Source organism: Streptomyces sp. NPDC006174 (assembly GCF_040614075.1).
GTDB lineage: Bacteria > Actinomycetota > Actinomycetes > Streptomycetales > Streptomycetaceae > Streptomyces.
Genome location: NZ_JBEXTJ010000005.1, coordinates 416,027 through 433,286 on the forward strand (window position 1 = coordinate 416,027; position 17,260 = coordinate 433,286).

The window sequence follows — 17,260 nt, forward strand, 5'->3', positions numbered from 1 at the left end:
TGTACGTACGTCGCCGGGTCACACCGCGATGTAGGTGACCGGGTCGCTGCCGGGCACCGCCTCCGCGCGTCCGAGCTTGACCAGCCGCCGCAGATGGGACTCGGCCTCCGACACGGCGATGGACCGCGAACCGTGCGGGATCTGCTCCCAGGGCCGGTTCCACGTCATCCGCTCGGCCAGCTGCCACGGCGTGAGCGGAGCGGCGAGCAGCGCCAGCAGCCCGGCCAGCCGCTCCTCGTGGTGGACCAGCAGCTCCCGTACGCGTCCACCCGCATCGGCGAACGCGTGCTGGTGGGCGGGCAGCACCTCGGCCACTCCGAGCCGCCCGATCCGCTCCAGCGAGGCGAGGTAGTCGCCGAGCGGATCGGTGACGGCGGTGTCGTCCGGGTCCTCGTACAGCCCGATGTGCGGGCTGATCCCGGGCAGCAGGTGGTCCCCGGAGAAGAGCCGCCCGTGCCCCGGCAGATTCGCCGGATGCCGTTCCTCCAGATGGAGGCAGACGTGGCCCGGAGTGTGGCCGGGCGTCCAGACGGCGCGGAGCCGCCGGCCGGCGAGGTCGAGCAGCTCGCCGGGGACGATGTCGCGGTCCGGTAGTGCGGCGCGCAGCCCGGGCAGGGTCCGGAGCCGTCCTTGGTCGCGGGCGGCGAGGAGCGGCGCGAGGTGGTCGTCGGGAGCGCCGACGTCGGCGAGCTTGCGGGTGAGGTAGTCGAGCCAGGTGCCGGGCTCGGCGTCCCGGGTGCGCCGGATGATCGCGGTGTCGGCCTCGTGCATCGCGATCCAGGCCCCGGACGCCTCGCGGACCTGGCCGGAGAGGCCGTGGTGGTCGGGATGGTGGTGGGTGATGACGATGCCGTGGATGTCGGCGACGGAGGTGGAGAGCGCGGTGAGCCCGGCCGTGAGTGCGTTCCACGATGCCGGGTCGTCCCAGCCGGTGTCGATGAGGACGGGCCCGCGGTCGGTGTCGACGAGGTGCACGAGCGTGTGGCCGAGCGGATTGTCCGGGATGGGGACCTGGATGCTGTGGACACCACCGCCGTGGTCGGTCACCTGCGGCACGTCCGGCTCCTGCGCTACCTGCGGCACCTGAGTCATGGGCTCCCCGTCTCTGCTCGGTGAACTGCCTCCACTCTAACGAGAACTCGTTCCATTGGTAGCCCGGGCGAACCAAGTCGACGCCTCTCGGGTGCGGTCCGCGCCGTGGACTCCTGGAACAGGAACTGGTATCAGTTCTGACGAGCAGTCAGTCGCGGTGCACGGGTTCACGGGAGGCGGCAGCCATGACGGAACTTACGGAGCTTGTGGAACACGGACAGCTGTTCATCGGCGGCGAGTTCACCGATCCGCTCTCCACCGAGGTCATCGAGGTGATCTCTCCGCACACCGAACAGGTCATCGGCCGCGTCCCGCACGCCTCCGAGGCCGATGTGGACCGAGCGGTCGCCGCGGCCCGCCATGCCTTCGACGAGGGCCCGTGGCCGAGGATGGGCCTGGACGAGCGGATCGCGGTGATCACGCGCATCAAGGACGCCTTCGCCGTACGGTACGAGGAGTTCGCGCGCCTGATCAGCGCGCAGAACGGCACGCCGTACAGCGCGAGCGTGATGGTGCAGGCGCTGGCCGCGATGATGGTCTGGGACTCGGCGATCACGGTGGCGCGCACCTTCCCGTACGAGGAACGGCGCGACGGCGTCCTCGGCCCGCTCCTGGTCCGCCGCGAACCGGTCGGGGTGGTGGCGGCGGTCGTCCCGTGGAACGTCCCGCAGTTCACGGCCGCGGCCAAACTGGCTCCCGCGCTCCTCGCGGGCTGCACGGCCGTCCTGAAGGTCTCCCCGGAAACCCCTCTGGACGCCTACCTGTTGGCGGAGATGGCGGCGGAGGCGGGCCTGCCACCCGGGGTCCTCTCCATCCTCCCGGCGGACCGCGAGGTCAGCGAGTACCTGGTGGGCCACCGGGACGTCGACAAGGTCTCCTTCACCGGCTCGGTCGCGGCGGGGCGCCGCGTCATGGAGGTGGCCTCGCGCAACCTGACCCGCGTCACCCTCGAACTGGGCGGCAAGTCGGCGGCGGTGATCCTGCCGGACGCGGACCTGGAGGCGGCGGTCGCGGGCATCGTCCCGTTCGCCTGGATGATCAACGGCCAGGCGTGCGTGGCCCAGACACGCATCCTGGTCCCGCGCTCCCGCTACGACGAGATGGCGGAGGCGTTCGCGGCAGCGGCGGGAGCTCTGCGCATAGGCGACCCGATGGACCCGACCACCGAGCTGGGCCCTTTGGTGGCGCGACGCCAGCAGCAACGGTCCCTGGACTACATCAGGCTGGGCCAGGAGGAAGGCGCCAAGATCCTCACCGGCGGCAACGTACCGGCCTCCCAGGAACGCGGCTGGTACGTCGAGCCGACCCTCTTCGGCTCGGTGGACAACTCCATGCGCATCGCCCGCGAGGAGATCTTCGGCCCGGTGATCTGCCTGATCCCGTACGCCGACGAGGCCGAGGCCGTCCGCATCGCCGACGACTCCCCGTACGGCCTCAGCGGCAGCGTCTGGACGGCCGACACCGAACGCGGCATCGACATCGCCCGCCGCGTCCGCACCGGCACGTACAGCGTGAACACCTTCAGCCTGGACATGCTCGGCCCGTTCGGCGGCTACAAGAACTCCGGCCTGGGCCGCGAGTTCGGCCCCGAGGGCTACGGCGAGTTCTTCGAGCACAAGATGATCCACCTCCCCGCCGGCCACCGGGAGGCATGATGGGCGACCGCTGGCACGTCGAGGTCGACCGCTCCCTCTGCATAGGCTCCGGCATGTGCGTCAACCACGCCCCGGAAGCCTTCCACCTGGACACGGCCTGCCAGTCCCACCCTCGGGAGGAGGACCGCGACGCCGGCGAACAGGTCCTCGCGGCGGCGGAGGGCTGCCCGGTGGAGGCGATCACGCTGACGCTGGCGGGGTCGGGGGAGGTGGTGTTTCCGCCGGAGGAGTGAGGGCTTCCCGTCCCTGCTCTCTGTGCGTGGCTGACGAGCTCGTTCACGGCAGGGGGTGGAGCGCTGAGATCCGGTTTGGTGATCATGGCTGCGAGGTGGGGAACGCGACTCGTAGAGCGACTCGGCGACCGGAGGATCACGGGTCTGTCGGCCGCTGCGGTCGCTCAACTCGCTGCCTAAGTCGTCATGTTGTGGCATGAGCGGCACCAGGCGAGGCTTGCCTCCACGCTGCGGAAGCGTGCCGTGGGCACCGGTGCGAAGCACCAGTTGGTGTCCGTCGACCGGCTCCTGGCCATGCTCGTGCACCTTCGATACGGGGCCACATATGACGTACTGGCCTGCTGGTTCGGTGCGGACCGCTCGACTGTCACCCGGACTGCCGTTGAGGTGCGGCCCCTGCTCGCCGAGCGAGAGTGCACCGTTAACTCCGACGTGCGGCTGCGGACCCTGGCCGAAGCTGTGGACCGTCTCGGTGCGAGCGGGAGAACCGGCATCATCGGCGGCACCGAGATCCGTGTTCGCCGCCCGGCTGTCGGCCGCAAGGAGACGGGGACCGGTTCACCTCCGGCAAGAACAGGCAGACGGTCCCGCGGTCGAGATCCTTGCCGATGCCGGCTACCAAGGACTCGGAGCTCGGGCCGACGGACACGTACCCTCACCGCAATTCAGGAGGAACGCCCCCGACTGGTACGAGGAGGTGCCCGAGCGTCAGAGCAAGGCACGCTGACACGGCATCTCGTCTGTCGAGAGCACATGAGCGACTTGGTCAAGCCGTCGCCGAGGCCGACCAGCCGTTGATGCGGCGGGAGAATGTGTCCACGACGAAGGCGACATAGACGACGCCGGCCCAGGCGGCCAGGGGTGGGGGTGACTGCTCTGCGAAGTAGGCGTTTATTGATTTGTGTTGCTTCGGCCCGCTGTGCTCCTTAAGTCGTCCCCATATGGGGTTGGAGTGCAGCACCCGCCGCCTCGTGATGTTCATACCGGGGCGGCGGGTGGTGTGGGTGTTCAGGGGGCGATGTTGATGCTGTCCCAGATCAGGAGGGGGTTGGTGAAGGTGGGGCCGGTGCTGGTGAACCGCCACAGGCCTGCGCGGTAGGTGTTGTCGGGGCGCTGGCCGTAGTCGTACAGGACGTGGATGTCTGCCTTGCCGTCGCCGTTGAAGTCGCCGGTGACGGGCTGGGTGCGGTTCCAGTCCCAGGAGCCGGTGCCCGAGGACCACTTGGTGACCGGGGCGTCGAAGCTGTCTCCGTTGCTGGTCCACAGGGTGGTCTGGTTGCGTCCGTCGGAGTGCTGGCCGTTGTTGTAGAGGATGCCGATGTCGGCCTTGCCGTCGCCGTTGTAGTCACCGGCGAACGGCTTGGACCGGGCCCAGTCCCATGACATCGTCCCGGAGTACCACTGCTCGACCGGCGCGTTGAATCCGGCGCCGTTGCTGCTCAGGGTCCACAGTTTGGTCTGGTTGCGTCCCTCGGTGCTCTGGCCGTTGTTGTACAGGACCGCGACGTCGGTGTTGCCGTCGCCGTTGTAGTCGCCGGGCACGGGCAGGGACCGGTCCCAGGCCCAGGAGAAGCTCGAGGTCCACTTCACCGCAGGCGCGGTGAAACCGTCACCGTTGCTGGTGAACGTCCACAGCCGTGTGACACTGCGCCCGTCGGCAGCCGTGCCTATGTCGTACAGGACACCGACGTCGGCCTTGCCGTCGCCGTCGAAGTCGCCGGCGAACGGCTCCAGGCGGTTCCAGTCCCACGACGTGGTGCCGGAGGACCACTTCATCACCGGGGCGTCGAATCCGGTGCCGTTGCTGAGGAAGGTCCACAGGGTGGTACGGAAAGTGCCGTCGGTGTTCTGGCCGTTGTTGTACAGCACGGCCACGTCGGCCTTGCTGTCACCGTTGAAGTCACCGGCGACAGCCTTGGACCGCTCCGCTTCCCACGACCCCGGCCCAGCCGCCAGGTTGTCCCACGCCCGCACCGGGTTGTACGAGCCCGCAGCCGTACTCGTGAACTTCCACAGAGCCGCATGCCGCGCCCCACCGGCGGCCGGCGGGTAGGCCTGCAGGACCGCGGTGTCGCCCTTTCCGTCACCGTCGAAGTCACCCGACAGCTCCTGAGAGGCGGCAGCACTCTCACCCGCCTGACCCCAGCGGGCACCCGTCGCCATGGCGATCCACGGGCCGATATCGTCGACCCGGGTGTCGAGCGCGCTCGTGCTCATCTGGGTGGGGTCGGTGCCGAGGCAGCCCGCCTGCCCGGACTGCGAACTGATCCCAACCAGCTCCGGCGTGCCGTTGACGGTGCGCAGAGCGGGTCCGCCCGCGTCGCCTTTGCATACGGTGGCGGTATCGGAGCCGGTCAGGCTGACCGAGGTGTCTGTGGTGGAGGCCACGGTGAAGATGCCGGTGTGGAGCTTCTTGGGTACCCACTCGGTCTTGGTCCGGCCGAAGCCCGCCTTTGACAGCTCCTCGCCCTGGGCGGCCGGGGTGGCGGAGATACGGACGGGTCTTATGACCGGGTCGGTGATGGCCTTCGCGAGCCGTACCAGAGTGAGGTCGCGGTCGGGGTGCGGCACGAGGTCAACGGCCTGCTGGACACTGCCGCCAGCGTGTGTGAGATCGACGCGGCCGACAGTGACGGTGGTGGCGACCGCCGGCTTACCGAGGGACGTGCCCCATCGGAGGAGAAGCACGATGACGCCGTCAGCACCCACTGCGGGGCAACAAGAGCCCCAGTGCAGGCAGACTGCTCCCCGACATTGATCTTCGCAACGAAGCTGAGCTGCGCGGGAGCCTGGGTGCCATTGAGAGCACTGGCGGATGCGGTGGCAACTACCGTCGCAAGTATGGCGACAACGCTTGTACCCCACAGAAGGCGGGGACGTCTCGCGTACATGACATTTCCTTAGACTGGAAAGTTAGAATTTGATCCTGCGTCGTTCGAAGGCGGCGCGGCCCCCGGGGCGCTACACGCCGGGCGCGGTTACAACCACGACAGCTGTCATCGTCGACTGCGCGAGCACGGCATGATCCCGAATATCGCCCGGTGCGGTCAGCCGCATGGCTCGGATTTGGGTGGCCGGGTGCGATGGGTTGCCGAGTCCGCCACTGACTGGCTCTATGGCCCTCGCCGTTTGCGGACCCGCTGGGAAGCTTGAGACGACATGCGCGGCGCTTTCCTCCAACGCTCACTAAATGACCCTCGCTGCCAGAACCCAGGATTCCGAAAGGACTTCTAAGTCACTCGGAGTTCTATCAGCGTGGTGCGTTCACGGTCTTCTCCAGATTCGCCGTATCCGGTGAACGTTCCTGCCGGGGCGTTAATGACCTTGGATGTTCCGTCGACTTTTTGAACGGTGGCTTTCACCGGGTCGTCGGTGGTCCAGATTCCGTACGCCCTGGGTATTTCAAGGGTAAGGAAAGCCGGTTTGGCGAGAAGTCTGAAGCAGAAGAATTCCTGGCCGTGGGCACTTTCGATGCGGATATCCTCACTTCCGTCGCACCCTATGAGAATCAAATTTCCGTCGCCACGCTTGAGAATCGCTCCCGTTTCTTCTTGCACTTTAGCCGCGCCGGGATAGGAGAAGTCCTCTACTGTGGATGGCATATCTGCTGCCGCAGTGGACTTCGGCACGTCACCGGTGTCAGCTTGGGCGACACCCAGCATGGCCACGAGGACCGCCAGCCCGGTGGTCGTAGCCAGCAAAAGAGATTTCCGTGAACTAGGCATAGTGGAATCCTTAGGTAGATAAATTTCTTCAGTGAACTTCGGGCAGGCTGTACCGACGAGAGGTAAGCCAAGCCCGAGAAAGCCCCTCACGGCCAGCTTGAAGATAATACACGTCACACAACCTCCATGATCATTTACGCCACCTTTTCGTTAATTCTGCGACCACGCGCGCAGCGTAGCGGTGGCTTCTGACGGAAAATTTCCTACCGAAACCCCCACAAATAACTTTTAGGAGTTCTATAGTTCTCAAATAAGGCAAAAAGTATTATAATAGTGATATGTAGACTTCTGAGATCCGGTAAGGACTGCACGGATGGTTTCTGGCCGATCTCGTCCTGATCGGCTCGGTGCTTCCCGATAGTTGAGTTCCCTCAGGAGGTCGCTCCATTCTGCGTTATCCTGCAGGGCGGCACTTGCCCGAGCGGGGAGTCCTCGCCGATAGAGGAGTTATTGCATGAAAAAACAAATACGTCTCAGACCTGTCGGTCCTAAAGCATTGGGTAGATACGGGAGCATGCGACGGCTTTTGTCGCTGCTGTTTTCTGCGGGCCTTTTGGGGGGACTGCTGGGCACCCCGGCAACAGCAGCTCCGGCTGCTCCGATGTCGTCGTCCGAAGGCATACGCGCAGACATCGTCACCTACTGGAAAACCGGCGGGACCGGCCTGCGAGAACTCGCCGAACAGGCTCTGCTCGGCGGTGATGAAGGAATTCAGAATTTCCTCCAGAACGCCGATTCCATCCAGAACATCGACAACCGCATCGAGACCGCGCGGTTGGCAATGTCCAGTGGCCCGTATGTTCGCGAGGCTGCAGTCGCAGCTCTCCAGACGACGCCGAGCGAGCTGGAGGAGTTCCTTCTCTTCGGCTACCAGAAACCGCAGGACCAGGACAACAGAATTGAAACCGCCCGGCTGACAACACTGGGCGGAACTTACGTACGCGAGGCGGGCGAGGCTGCCCTCCTGGGATCCGCCGAGGATCGGGAACTTTTCCTGAGCCAGGGTCAATACACTGCTCTACGGACCGAAAACCGGATCGAAACTGCTTATCTCGCCAGTAATGGCACCGCGAACGTAAAGACGGCTGCGACAGTCGCCCTGCGCGGCACACCGGAGGATATTGCCGAGTTCCTGGACATCGGGCAGTTTACCGCCCGAGCCCGGGACTTGGAGCAGACCAAGATCGAGGAACTGCTCAAGCAGGCGAAGCAATCCGGCAAGCAGGCCGCTGACGCCACCAAGCGGGCTGAGGAAGCGTCCAAGAAGTCGGTCGAGGCTTCCAGGCTCGCCAAGGAGGCCGCGTTGAAGGCGGCCGAGGAGGCTGAAGCCGCCAAGGACGATGCCAAGCTCGCTGCGGTCAAGGCCCAGCAGGCCGCGGATGCCGCCAAGGCCGCAGCCGAGGCGGCCCAAGTGGCCATCGGCGCGGCGGATGCAGCCAATGCTGCCGCGCGGCGAGCCGCGCTCGCTGCCGCGCAAACCGCCTCGGCCGCCAACAAAGCCGCGACCGCCGCGAACGAGGCCCACAAGAAGGCCATCGCCGCAGGCAAGAACCAGCAAGACGCTGCGGAAGCAAGAAAGGCCGCCACCACCGCACGCAAAGCTGCGGACGCAGCTGAGGAATCAGGGCGCGCGGCCGAACTGGCTGGAAAGGCATCGGCAGCCGCTGGATTGGCTTCGGCCAACGCCAGAGGCGCTGCTGCCAACGCCCGCGCGGCAGCTGACGCCGCGATAAGGGCGAACGACGCCGCCGACGCCGCAGGCGCGCACTCGAACGAGGCGCGCAATGCCGCAGCTGAAGCACGTCGCCACGCCGACGCAGCCGACCGGGCTGCGGTCCGGGCCGCCGGGCTGGCCGACCGCTCCGCTCAGGCGGCCTTCGGTGCTCGCGACGCCGCCAACAACGCTGCAGGCCACGCGCGTAAGGCGGCAGACTTTGCCGACGACGCCGCCGACCACGCCGGCAATGCGGCGACCTACGCCGCCGTGGCGAAGAAGAACGCTGACCAGGCGAAGATCGCAGCTGCGGCCGCGACGACAGCGGTCAATCAAGCCAAGCAGATCTATGCTCTGGCGCGGGAGACCGAGACCGCCGAACTCGAAACCCGCACGGATGCGGCGATCGAGCAGGCCCGGTCGATGAGGGCAACATCCGAGGCCGCGATCAAGTATTCGGCCTCCGCGGCCGCCGAAGCCCGGTCTCTGCAGACCACGGCAGCGGGCCTGGCCCAGGAAGCCGCCCAGCCCGACGTCGACGTCCAAGCAACCGCGGCCAAGGGCCGCCAGCTCGCCGTGCATGCCATGAAGATGCTTGGTCCCTGGCAGCAGGAAGCCGCCGCCCGCGCACTGTCCGGCACCGACCAGGACGTCCTGAACTACCTGCGCACCCGGTGGAAGGAAGCCGACCAGCAGGACATCCGCCAGCGAGTCGTCAACCTCAGTATCCAGAGCCCGATCGAAGCCGTCCGCACTGCAGCCACCGCAGCACTGACCGGCAGCCCGGAGCAGATCGAGGCCTTCTACACCACCGGCCAGTACGAAGCCGGGAGCACAGACACGCGGATCGAAGTTGCTCACCTCGCCACCACTGGCGGCACCTACGTCAGTGAAGCTGCAAAGGCCGCGCTCAAGACGGGGACGCCCAAGGCGCTCGCCGAGTTTCTGCAAGCCGGCCAGTACGGCAAGCGGCTCCAGGACGAGCGGATCCTCACCGCCCGGCTGGCCACCGAAGGCAGCCCCGAGCTCAAGGCAGCCGCCACCATCGCGCTGGCCGGCCCCGCCGAGCTCATTCACGAGTTCGTCACCGTCGGCCAATACATGGCCCAGCGCAAGGACGACCTCGCCACCACCCACCAGCGACACCTCCAAGGCCTCCTGGCCGAAGGATCGATGATCGCGGCCAAGGCGCACGAGGACGCCTGGCGCGCAGCCGAAGCCGCCGCCAAGGCCATCAACGCCACCAAGGAAGCCACAGAAGCCTCCGCCCAGGCACAGAAGTCCGCCGACCAGGCACAAGACCACGCGAACGACGCCAACGCCTCCGCCGGGGCCGCCGAATCCAGCGCCGCCGACGCAGCCGCCTCCGCCGCCACCGCACGGGCCGCCGCCAACCGGGCCGACGCGGACGCCGAAGCCGCCGAAAACTCCGCAGCCAACGCAGCCTTCTCCGCCGCCTACGCCCGCGAATCAGCGAAGAAGGCCGACCGAGCCAAGGACGACGCCCACGCCTCCGCCATAGCAGCGGGCAAAAGCGCCGACGAAGCCAAAGCCGAAGCAGCCGCCGCCTGGGAACAGACCCGCAAGCTCGCTGAAGCTGAGCTCAAGGAAGCACAGCGCCAAGCTGAGGAGGAACGCAAAGCCCAGGAAGGGCCGCGCAAGAAGGCTTGCGTTCCGGGCCGTTTCTTCCCGAACCCCTGCCAACTGCCCATCTTCCGATGGATTTACGACACGGCAACGCCCGGCACCACCACCCACACCGTGGTATGGGAGATCACCGGCCTCGCCGACATCGAAAAATGCATCGCCAACCCAGTAGCCGCAGACTGCGCACTAGCCGCCACCGGCCTCCTCCCCTGGGGCAAACTCAAACTCCTCGGAAAAATCGACGAAGGCGTCGAAGCCCTAAAGAACACCCGAGCCGTTCGAAAAGCCATCGCCTGCCTGCCAAAGGGAAGCTTTTCAAGGTTCGCTCGAAGCAGCGTCGAGAACGATCCTGAGTGCCCTGCCTGGGCTTACAGTCTCGTAGATGGACTACCCAGCATGGATTCACTCGGCGGGAAGACGGCAGGCGTAGCCCGCACCGGTGACAATAAGCTGGTGCCTGGTCTCCCTAAGGAGCTAGACTTGCTCATAAGTGGCGAAACGGATAGTTGGTTCAAGCTTGCCAACGACCTTCTCCAGAAGTCCGGAGATCCCCGATACAAGCCCTACCCGAATGTCAAGTACCCTCCCGCTTCGCACGTCGAAACAAAGTACGCGGCGTGGATGCAGTCACAGAAAGCCGTGACGAAGATAACAGTTGTCATCAACAACAACGCAGGGGTGTGTCCAGAGAGTCGTCGCCACAACTGCATGGACGCCGTCAAGCTTGTTCTTTTCGAAGGACAGTGCATGGACGTGTTCTACCCCGGAAGCAGAAGGGGAAAGGAATTGTGCGGCACCCGAAAGAGGTAGCTATGAGGCTTTGCGTTAACCTTGGTGGGGAAATTTTCCCATCGACAAAAGAGGAAGTAGACAAAAAGATTGAGGAGATTTTCACGTCCTTTCCGGAGAATGTACGCGAGGGGAACTCTGCGCAGGTTTGGTTCTCCTTCGTAGGTGCGGATCCCGTAAACGGCGACACGTTCAGACTGGAGCACAGTAACTTGCTGCTCTACTTGGACATCGACCTCGGCTTTGGTATCGCTGTTTGGAATTGCGATTCTGTCGTGGGAGCCGAAATGGTGAATTCAGGGAAGGTCAAGGCCGATGAAAACGTGTGGGTCTCTCTTGCCTCCCACCGCCCGCACTCAACAGCCAAAGTGCTCCTCGATCCTTGGACAGGAGCCGTCGCAGATCCCAGAACAATTCTTACATTCGCGGAGCTCAAGACCGTTTCCGAGGAATTCTGTCACGCAGGTTCCGGATTTCGGCCGGAGTCGATCGCGTGGACACCGGGGCATCCTACAGGAGAAGTAATTTAGGTGAATTGTCTGGAACTTCCTGGAGTCTTGTGTGTCATAGCAAGGCCCTGCGGTTCCCAGGTTAATGGCGCCTAAGCGAACAATCGTCACTTCCTACCCACAGTGCGCTCTCAAATTCTGCGTGCCCGGACTGTGCTGCACAGTCCGGGCACGCAAGTCGCAGACGAACGGCGACTACGCGACACCGAGCCTTTTCTAACCTGCCGGTGCTGGTCGCGTGTTGGACAGGGCGGTGGTGCCGGGGCGTCGTCCTTTTTTCGGGATCTGCGGACGGGCTTTGCGGGCGCCGGCCGCGTGCTGATGGGCCCGGCAGGATGTCGAGCTGACACCGACCATCGACCAGCCGATCCACCCTGCAAAGTCGGCTTCGGCCTGGACCGCTTGCAGGGGCCGGTCCCAGGTGCCGTCCGCCGACCAGCGGCGATGCCGTTCATAGACGGTCTTCCACGAGCCATAACGTTCCGGCAGGTCACGCCATGGGACACCGGTCCGGACCCGGAACAGGATCCCGTTAACCGCGATGCGGTGGTCGTTCCACCGCCCGCCCCGGCCACCTGGAGGTGGCAGATGCGGCTCCAGTAACGACCACTCGCGATTCGTGAGATCCCCCCGCCCCATACCCGAACCAACGAGCGACCGGTCAGAAGGTCACATGATCCGCCGGACGCGACCCAACTTGTTCTTTAACCTGGGGTGTCGAAATGTGCTTCGAACTATGCCGTTGAGCTGGGCGTTCGCCGGACAGTGTGGCGGCCTTCGTCTGATCATGTGCTCCGACCAAGGTGCACCGATCAAGACGAAGGCCGTGAGTGTGAGTCTGCTGCCTCAGGAGGTTCTGGGTGAAGCGTTCGCGGAAGCATCACGCTTCCGGGACGAGTTGTACGCGTGTCTGACCGGTCGCGGCGATGAGCTGTTCGAACTCGCCGATGCGGTGCTGTGTGCGCCCGGTGCAGTGCACTCGGTTGTCGAGCTGACGCTCCTGCCCGAACACCGCCGTGGACATGGAGCGATGTACGACGGCCTGAACGAGGGACGGATCGACACCGGCCGGCTGCGGTCGTTGCTGGCCGGGCTCCCGCTGCCCCGCTTCCCCGACGGACGCCTGGTCCTGGCGGTCGATGTCTCGCCGTGGCTGCGGTCGGACGCACCGTGCTCACCGGACCGCTGTTCTGCCACGTCTACGGCAGAGCGAAGACGGCCTCGCAGTTCATCCCAGGCTGGCCCTACTCGTTCGTCGCCGTGCTGGAAATGGGCGCCACGTCCTGGACGCAGATCCTGGACGCGGTCCGCCTCGGACCGGCCGACGACGCCACCGCGGTGACCGCCGCCCAGCTCCGCAGCGTCGTCGAACAGCTCATCGCGGCGGGCCAGTGGGTGCCGGGCGGGCCGGACATCACCATCGTGGCCGACGCCGGCTACGACATCACCCGCCTGGCCTGGGTCCTGCGGGACCTGACCGTCGAGCTGATTGGCCGTGTCCGCGGCGACCGCGTGATGCGGCTGCCCAAACCCACGCCCGAGGAGTACGCCGCGCTCTACCCGAAGGGAGGCCGGCCCCCGAAGCACGGGCCGGAGTTCCGCTTCGCCAGGCCCGAGACCTGGCCCGAGCCCGCGGTCACGACCCGCACCGCCACCACCAACTACGGCAAAGCCACCGCGCAAGCCTGGGACCGGGCCCATCCGCGGCTCACCCTCCGGGCCGCCTGGCTCGACCACAAAGGTGAACTACCACTGGTCGAAGGCACGTTGATCCGGCTGGAGGTCGAGCACCTCTCGAAGGACCGGGCAGCCCCGGCCGTGTGGTTGTGGTCTCGAAGGCCGGCGCCGACGACGCGGACGTCGACCGGGCCTGGCAGGCATTCCTACGGCGCTTCGACCTGGAACACATCTTCCGCCTGTTCAAGCAGACCCTCGGCTGGACAAAGCCCCGACTACGGGAACCCGAGGCCGCCGACCGGTGGACCTGGCTGATCATCGCCGCCTACACCCCAGCTCCGGCTCGTCCGGCCGATCGTCCACGACCTACGGCACCCCTGGGAGAAGCCGACCGCACCGCACCGGCGCACACCTGCCCGGGTCTGACGGACGTTTCGGAACCTCCGTCAGCACCTGCCCTGCCCCGCCAGAGCACCGAAACCCCACCGACCCCGCCCAGGACGACCACCTGGTACCCCGAACAGACACCGGGCACCCCGCTACGACGTGGGCAAAACCGTCCGCCGCGAGACAACACTTATCGCTCTACAACGGTCGAAAGGTTAAAGAACAAGCTAAAGGCTGTCCCGTAACTCAACGCAGACCCGGCAAGAGTTGCGCCGAGGCGTCAGATTGTCCGATTCCGGGCCGACTTGCCGCCTTCAGTGTTGGGTATCCTTGAATCCCAATCCTCCGCACCGTGATCCCAGGGTAATTTCTGATCCATCGTGTCCTACCTTCTTCGATCGGGTAAGTGCTGTTCCTTTGCCAGTCATTCGCGCTGTGGTGGAAGAGTATTTTCACACGGGAACCGGATTTCGTCCTGCGAAGGTGCAATGGGCGAAGGGCCACTACACCGGCGAGCTTGACACAGAAGTGACTGGGGCGTAACGGGCGAAGTTTCCGGAACTGTGCTGTGGCCATCCCTTGCGGGGATGGCCACAGCACAGTCGCTTTTTGGGGCGAAACGCCCTTCCTGCCCCGTCGCCTCACCCGCAAAGGGCCCACAGCCGGATGGACGAGGAAGCCCCGGCCCGTCTAATCCAACGCGCTCGTCGCCCTGTGGGCCGACTGGTCCGGAGTCAGGTCCAGGGCGGTCTCGCCGTCGCAGGACTCGTTGGGATGAGGAAGTCGACGTTCGTATGGGGCTGCGGGGTGCACGAGAACACGTACGCCGGCGAACTGGCCGATGGACTGCTCGAACCAGGCCCACTCGTCGTTCCTGCCGACGAGCAGGATGCGGTCGAAGCGGCACTGGGCGCTGAGCCTGGCCCCTTCGTATGCCATCGGCCCGGCGATCTGCAGGGCCCCGGCACCAACGCCACGCACGGCGAAGGCGACATCTTCGTCGCGGAGGCGGACGAGAGCGACCGCAGCTTCCAGAAGTACGACCCCGAGGTCGCGATCGTCCTCAACGTGGAGCTGGACCACCACGCGAACTACGCCTCGATGGACGAGATCTACGACTCCTTCGAGACGTTCGTCGGCAAGGTCGTTCCCGGCGGCACGCTGGTCATCTCCGCCGACCAGCCCGGCGCGGTGGAGCTGACCCGCCGGGTCCGTGCCCTCGCCGATCTCAAGATCGTCACCTACGGCTCCGCCGAGGACGCCGACGTACGCGTTCACAAGGTCACTCCGCGCGGCCTGACCGGCGAGGTCGCCGTCCTCCTGAACGGGGTGTGCCGCATTGTCAGTGGTAGCTCCTGCTCCGTCCCGGTGAACATTGATGATCTTGAGAGGCAGGTGGACCGGAACGGAGGAGTCCCTCCGCGGGTAGTGGACTCTCTCCTTGAGCACGGGCACGTGGACCTGGTGGTCCGGGCGGCAGCCGAGCGGGATGACTGGTTCTGCGCGTAGGGCGCCGTGCGCGTGCTGCAAGCGGCGGGTGAGTGCGAGCGGGCGTGGGCGGTGATGAAGCCGTTCGCGGAGACCGGCTGGCTACCGGCCGTATCTGCAGGTGTGGACATTCTGCTCGCGTGGGGCTGGGTGGAGGAGGCGTTTACGTTGACGTGTCCCGTGGGGAAGGAGCCGTCGGCGGGCGCGTGCGAGGTCTACGTTCCTGGACAGTGATGTTGAGGTGCTCAGCAAGGTCTGCCAGGTGTTGCAATTGGTCGTGCATCACTATCGGCCGGCCGACCCGTTGGCGCAGTACACCTTCCATGAGGACGGCCCAGAACTCCAAGGGGGTGTCCCTGGTCGGGCGTTCCTCACGGGCCATACGCACCCTGCACGAACTGGTCGTCCTCCTCCGCCCTCTGCCATGCGTGTGAGGCGACGATCACGGCCCTCCCGTAAGCGTGCGTCCGGAGCAGCCCCGGTACCAGCCGCATCTGGAACGTCTTCATGCCGTCACAGATGGACACCATCTCGATGTGGTCGCGGTACGTGTCACCCAGTACGTCTCCGTATGGCGCCACCAGCCTTGGTGGCGGCGCCTGTTGGCGCTGGGGGCGAGCGACGCCAGACGGTCACGGGCTGCGGGCCCGTCAGTCCGTACGCGTGTGTGAGCGCGGTCAGGTCTGGCGTACGGACCGGCACGTGTCCGGTCTCGATGTGGCTGATCTTGGCCTTGGTGCAGTCGAGGACCTCGGCGGCGTCGGCTGTGGAGAAGCCAGACATCTCAACGCCGCCTCCTCGGGTGGCACTTGCCCTCCCGTGGTTCATCCCTGGGGGGCACGGCAAAGCAGCCCGAATTCTGCGAGGCCAGCCTTCGTCTCGTTCGTCGCCGCAGCAGCGTCCCCCGAGCCCGCGCCTTCCTGCGCCAAGCTCGATGAGTGTCGGGCCAGTCAGGCGCCGCTCGACGTGCAGGAGTTGCTGCTCCCGGAGCTGGTTGCCAACGCGCTGCGTGACGCCGTTCCGGGGGGCCGGATGATCGGTGTACGCATGGTGTGCCGGGAGCGGGGCGCGTCGTTCCGGTTCGAGGCGAGCGGCGCCGGGGACGGCCGGCCCATGGTGCGGGCGCCTGGTGAACTGGTGACCGGTGGGGGCGGGTTGCAGCTCGTGGAGACGCCGGCGTACCGCTGGGCCGGCGACGAGCGCTCGGCGGGGATCGGCAAGACGGTCTGAGCGGAGGCGGTGGCACCCGAGGCCGGGCGCGGTGCCGGGTGGGCGCGGGTGTGGGGGCAGAGCGTCAGGGGCGCGTTCACGTTTCCGCGGCGGACGGCGAGCCGCAGACGCTCACGGTGCCGGACAAGTACGCGACCGGCGTGCGCCGCCACGCGCCCATGGTTGCTACGGACAGCCCCGAGACCCTCCGCGTCTGCGTCACCCTCGCCCCGGGCGGACCCCGGCAGTGCTGTCCGGCCGCGCCGCCGAGACCCTGAACCACTGGTGAGCCGCTCGGCGACGGGACTCCGCGCCGCTCCTCAGCCCCGCCCCGCCCCCCGCTCCGCCGTCAGGTCGATCAGGCGGCAGACCGTTTCGATGTCGATCTTGACCTGGGCGATCGACGCCCGGCCCGACAGCCAGGTGATCAGCGCCGAGTGCCAGGTGTGTTCGATGACCCGGACCGCCGAGAGCTGTTCCGGCGTCGGGTGTTCCAGGCCCATCGCGTCCAGGATGATCGCCGTCGTGAGGCGGGAGACCGTGTCCACCTCGGGGCTCACGCTGCGGTCCGCGAAGGTCAGGGCGCGGACCATGGCGTCCGCCAGGAGCGGTTCGCGCTGGAGGGCGCGGAAGGCGCGCATCAGGGTCTCCGCGACCCGCTGGGCCGCGTCGTCCCCGGCCGGCGGGCGCTTGCGGAGCGTGGTGTGCATGTGCTGGAGCTGGTCCTGCATCGTGGCGACCAGCAGGTGGATCTTGGACGGGAAGTAGCGGTAGAGCGTGCCGAGCGCGACCCCGGCCGCCTCCGCCACCTCGCGCATCTGCACCGCCTCGAACCCGCCGCGGCTGGCGAGCTGCGCGCTGGCGTGCAAAATCCGGCGGCGACGGGCCTCCTGGCGCTCGGTGAGCGGAGGCGTGGCGCGGTCCGTCGACGGATGTGCTGCCGGTCTGGCATCCGCGGTCATGCTGTCCCCATCCGCGATCCGTGAGTGGTCATGCTGTCCCCGTTCACGATCCGTCATCCGCGGTTCGTTCCCTGAGTTGCGCACCGGGCGCGCACAGCATGCCAGGACCTCCGTCGTGGCGCGAATCACCTGTTCCGGACCTCACACCGACGCTACCTGCGGGTAGATTCGAT

The 17,260-nt window shown here is 66.3% G+C and carries 15 protein-coding genes and 4 pseudogenes; 10 read left to right on the top strand and 9 right to left on the bottom strand.

Annotated features, from left to right (window positions below; all coding sequences use genetic code 11):
• Positions 1–18: 18 nt before the first annotated feature.
• Positions 19–1,056, bottom strand: a complete 1,038-nt coding sequence (locus ABZ267_RS14120; RefSeq protein WP_356899715.1) for an MBL fold metallo-hydrolase — start codon at positions 1,054–1,056, stop codon at positions 19–21.
• Between the two features lie 221 nt (positions 1,057–1,277).
• Here ABZ267_RS14120 and ABZ267_RS14125 point away from each other — a divergent pair, with 221 nt between their 5' ends.
• The 3 genes from ABZ267_RS14125 (at position 1,278) to ABZ267_RS14135 (ending at position 3,778) form a co-directional block, all read left to right on the top strand.
• Positions 1,278–2,747, top strand: coding sequence for an aldehyde dehydrogenase (locus ABZ267_RS14125; RefSeq protein WP_356752350.1), 1,470 nt, complete (start codon positions 1,278–1,280; stop codon positions 2,745–2,747).
• Positions 2,747–2,980: a ferredoxin gene (locus tag ABZ267_RS14130; RefSeq protein ID WP_356752352.1), complete on the top strand. Its 234-nt coding sequence runs from the start codon at positions 2,747–2,749 to the stop codon at positions 2,978–2,980. Before ABZ267_RS14125 ends, ABZ267_RS14130 begins: the two co-directional genes overlap by 1 nt.
• 294 nt (positions 2,981–3,274) lie before the next feature.
• The gene (locus tag ABZ267_RS14135) at positions 3,275–3,778 is read left to right on the top strand and encodes a transposase family protein (RefSeq protein ID WP_356752379.1); all 504 of its coding nucleotides are present in this window, start codon (positions 3,275–3,277) and stop codon (positions 3,776–3,778) included.
• A gap of 210 nt (positions 3,779–3,988) precedes the next feature.
• Here ABZ267_RS14135 and ABZ267_RS14140 read toward each other — a convergent pair whose 3' ends face one another.
• Entirely contained in the window at positions 3,989–5,551 is a 1,563-nt protein-coding gene (locus ABZ267_RS14140) for an FG-GAP-like repeat-containing protein (RefSeq protein ID WP_356752354.1), read from the bottom strand.
• A complete protein-coding gene (locus ABZ267_RS14145) occupies positions 5,485–5,871 on the bottom strand; it encodes a trypsin-like serine protease (RefSeq protein WP_356752356.1) in 387 nt (128 codons plus the stop codon). The genes ABZ267_RS14140 and ABZ267_RS14145 overlap by 67 nt, the downstream gene beginning before the upstream one ends.
• 70 nt (positions 5,872–5,941) lie before the next feature.
• Here ABZ267_RS14145 and ABZ267_RS14150 point away from each other — a divergent pair.
• Positions 5,942–6,130, top strand: a pseudogene (locus ABZ267_RS14150) (IS5/IS1182 family transposase); the annotation flags it as partial.
• Between the two features lie 80 nt (positions 6,131–6,210).
• On the opposite strand, the gene ABZ267_RS14155 reads toward ABZ267_RS14150, so the two are convergent.
• On the bottom strand, positions 6,211–6,822 hold the full coding sequence (locus ABZ267_RS14155; RefSeq protein ID WP_356752358.1) for a hypothetical protein: 612 nt from the start codon (positions 6,820–6,822) through the stop codon (positions 6,211–6,213).
• 397 nt (positions 6,823–7,219) lie between these two features.
• Here ABZ267_RS14155 and ABZ267_RS14160 point away from each other — a divergent pair, with 397 nt between their 5' ends.
• Together ABZ267_RS14160 and ABZ267_RS14165 are read left to right on the top strand one after the other, a co-directional pair.
• Positions 7,220–10,876 (top strand): DddA-like double-stranded DNA deaminase toxin, encoded by a 3,657-nt coding sequence (locus tag ABZ267_RS14160; protein ID WP_356752360.1) that lies wholly within the window; start codon positions 7,220–7,222, stop codon positions 10,874–10,876.
• Entirely contained in the window at positions 10,855–11,385 is a 531-nt protein-coding gene (locus ABZ267_RS14165; protein WP_356752362.1) for a hypothetical protein, read from the top strand. Before ABZ267_RS14160 ends, ABZ267_RS14165 begins: the two co-directional genes overlap by 22 nt.
• A 279-nt stretch (positions 11,386–11,664) precedes the next feature.
• Here the strand turns inward: ABZ267_RS14165 and ABZ267_RS14170 are convergent.
• A pseudogene (locus ABZ267_RS14170) lies at positions 11,665–12,003 on the bottom strand (IS5 family transposase); the annotation flags it as partial.
• A 193-nt stretch (positions 12,004–12,196) separates the two neighbouring features.
• On the opposite strand from ABZ267_RS14170, the pseudogene ABZ267_RS14175 reads away from it, so the two are divergent.
• From ABZ267_RS14175 to ABZ267_RS14185, 3 genes and pseudogenes are all read left to right on the top strand, one after another.
• Positions 12,197–13,647: pseudogene (locus tag ABZ267_RS14175) on the top strand (NF041680 family putative transposase).
• A 111-nt stretch (positions 13,648–13,758) separates the two neighbouring features.
• Complete coding sequence (locus ABZ267_RS14180) at positions 13,759–13,971, top strand: Imm1 family immunity protein (RefSeq protein ID WP_356752364.1); 213 nt, start codon at positions 13,759–13,761, stop codon at positions 13,969–13,971.
• 367 nt (positions 13,972–14,338) lie between these two features.
• A pseudogene (locus ABZ267_RS14185) lies at positions 14,339–14,757 on the top strand (Mur ligase family protein); the annotation flags it as partial.
• A gap of 322 nt (positions 14,758–15,079) precedes the next feature.
• Here ABZ267_RS14185 and ABZ267_RS14190 read toward each other — a convergent pair.
• The 3 genes from ABZ267_RS14190 to ABZ267_RS14200 are packed head-to-tail and all read right to left on the bottom strand — an operon-like array spanning position 15,080 to position 15,699.
• The gene (locus ABZ267_RS14190; protein WP_356755033.1) at positions 15,080–15,298 is read right to left on the bottom strand and encodes a Scr1 family TA system antitoxin-like transcriptional regulator; all 219 of its coding nucleotides are present in this window, start codon (positions 15,296–15,298) and stop codon (positions 15,080–15,082) included.
• A complete protein-coding gene (locus ABZ267_RS14195; RefSeq protein WP_356755035.1) occupies positions 15,288–15,446 on the bottom strand; it encodes a Scr1 family TA system antitoxin-like transcriptional regulator in 159 nt (52 codons plus the stop codon). The genes ABZ267_RS14190 and ABZ267_RS14195 overlap by 11 nt, the downstream gene beginning before the upstream one ends.
• Before the next feature lie 22 nt (positions 15,447–15,468).
• Positions 15,469–15,699, bottom strand: a complete 231-nt coding sequence (locus ABZ267_RS14200; RefSeq protein WP_356755037.1) for a helix-turn-helix transcriptional regulator — start codon at positions 15,697–15,699, stop codon at positions 15,469–15,471.
• Between the two features lie 183 nt (positions 15,700–15,882).
• Here ABZ267_RS14200 and ABZ267_RS14205 point away from each other — a divergent pair, with 183 nt between their 5' ends.
• Positions 15,883–16,146 (top strand): ATP-binding protein, encoded by a 264-nt coding sequence (locus ABZ267_RS14205; RefSeq protein WP_356755039.1) that lies wholly within the window; start codon positions 15,883–15,885, stop codon positions 16,144–16,146.
• A 299-nt stretch (positions 16,147–16,445) separates the two neighbouring features.
• Here the strand turns inward: ABZ267_RS14205 and ABZ267_RS14210 are convergent, their stop codons facing one another.
• Positions 16,446–17,087: a TetR family transcriptional regulator gene (locus ABZ267_RS14210; RefSeq protein WP_356755041.1), complete on the bottom strand. Its 642-nt coding sequence runs from the start codon at positions 17,085–17,087 to the stop codon at positions 16,446–16,448.
• Between the last annotated feature and the right edge of the window lie 173 nt (positions 17,088–17,260).

Bases quoted from the DNA above. Each gene is read 5' to 3' on its own strand.
- ABZ267_RS14125 (WP_356752350.1), top strand. From the start codon at position 1,278: ATGACGGAACTTACGGAGCTTGTGGAACACGGACAGCTGTTCATCGGC.
- ABZ267_RS14130 (WP_356752352.1), top strand. From the start codon at position 2,747: ATGGGCGACCGCTGGCACGTCGAGGTCGACCGCTCCCTCTGCATAGGC.
- ABZ267_RS14135 (WP_356752379.1), top strand. From the start codon at position 3,275: ATGCTCGTGCACCTTCGATACGGGGCCACATATGACGTACTGGCCTGC.
- ABZ267_RS14145 (WP_356752356.1), bottom strand. From the start codon at position 5,871: ATGTACGCGAGACGTCCCCGCCTTCTGTGGGGTACAAGCGTTGTCGCC.
- ABZ267_RS14160 (WP_356752360.1), top strand. From the start codon at position 7,220: ATGCGACGGCTTTTGTCGCTGCTGTTTTCTGCGGGCCTTTTGGGGGGA.
- ABZ267_RS14190 (WP_356755033.1), bottom strand. From the start codon at position 15,298: ATGGCCCGTGAGGAACGCCCGACCAGGGACACCCCCTTGGAGTTCTGG.
- ABZ267_RS14195 (WP_356755035.1), bottom strand. From the start codon at position 15,446: ATGGTGTCCATCTGTGACGGCATGAAGACGTTCCAGATGCGGCTGGTA.
- ABZ267_RS14200 (WP_356755037.1), bottom strand. From the start codon at position 15,699: ATGTCTGGCTTCTCCACAGCCGACGCCGCCGAGGTCCTCGACTGCACC.
- ABZ267_RS14210 (WP_356755041.1), bottom strand. From the start codon at position 17,087: ATGACCGCGGATGCCAGACCGGCAGCACATCCGTCGACGGACCGCGCC.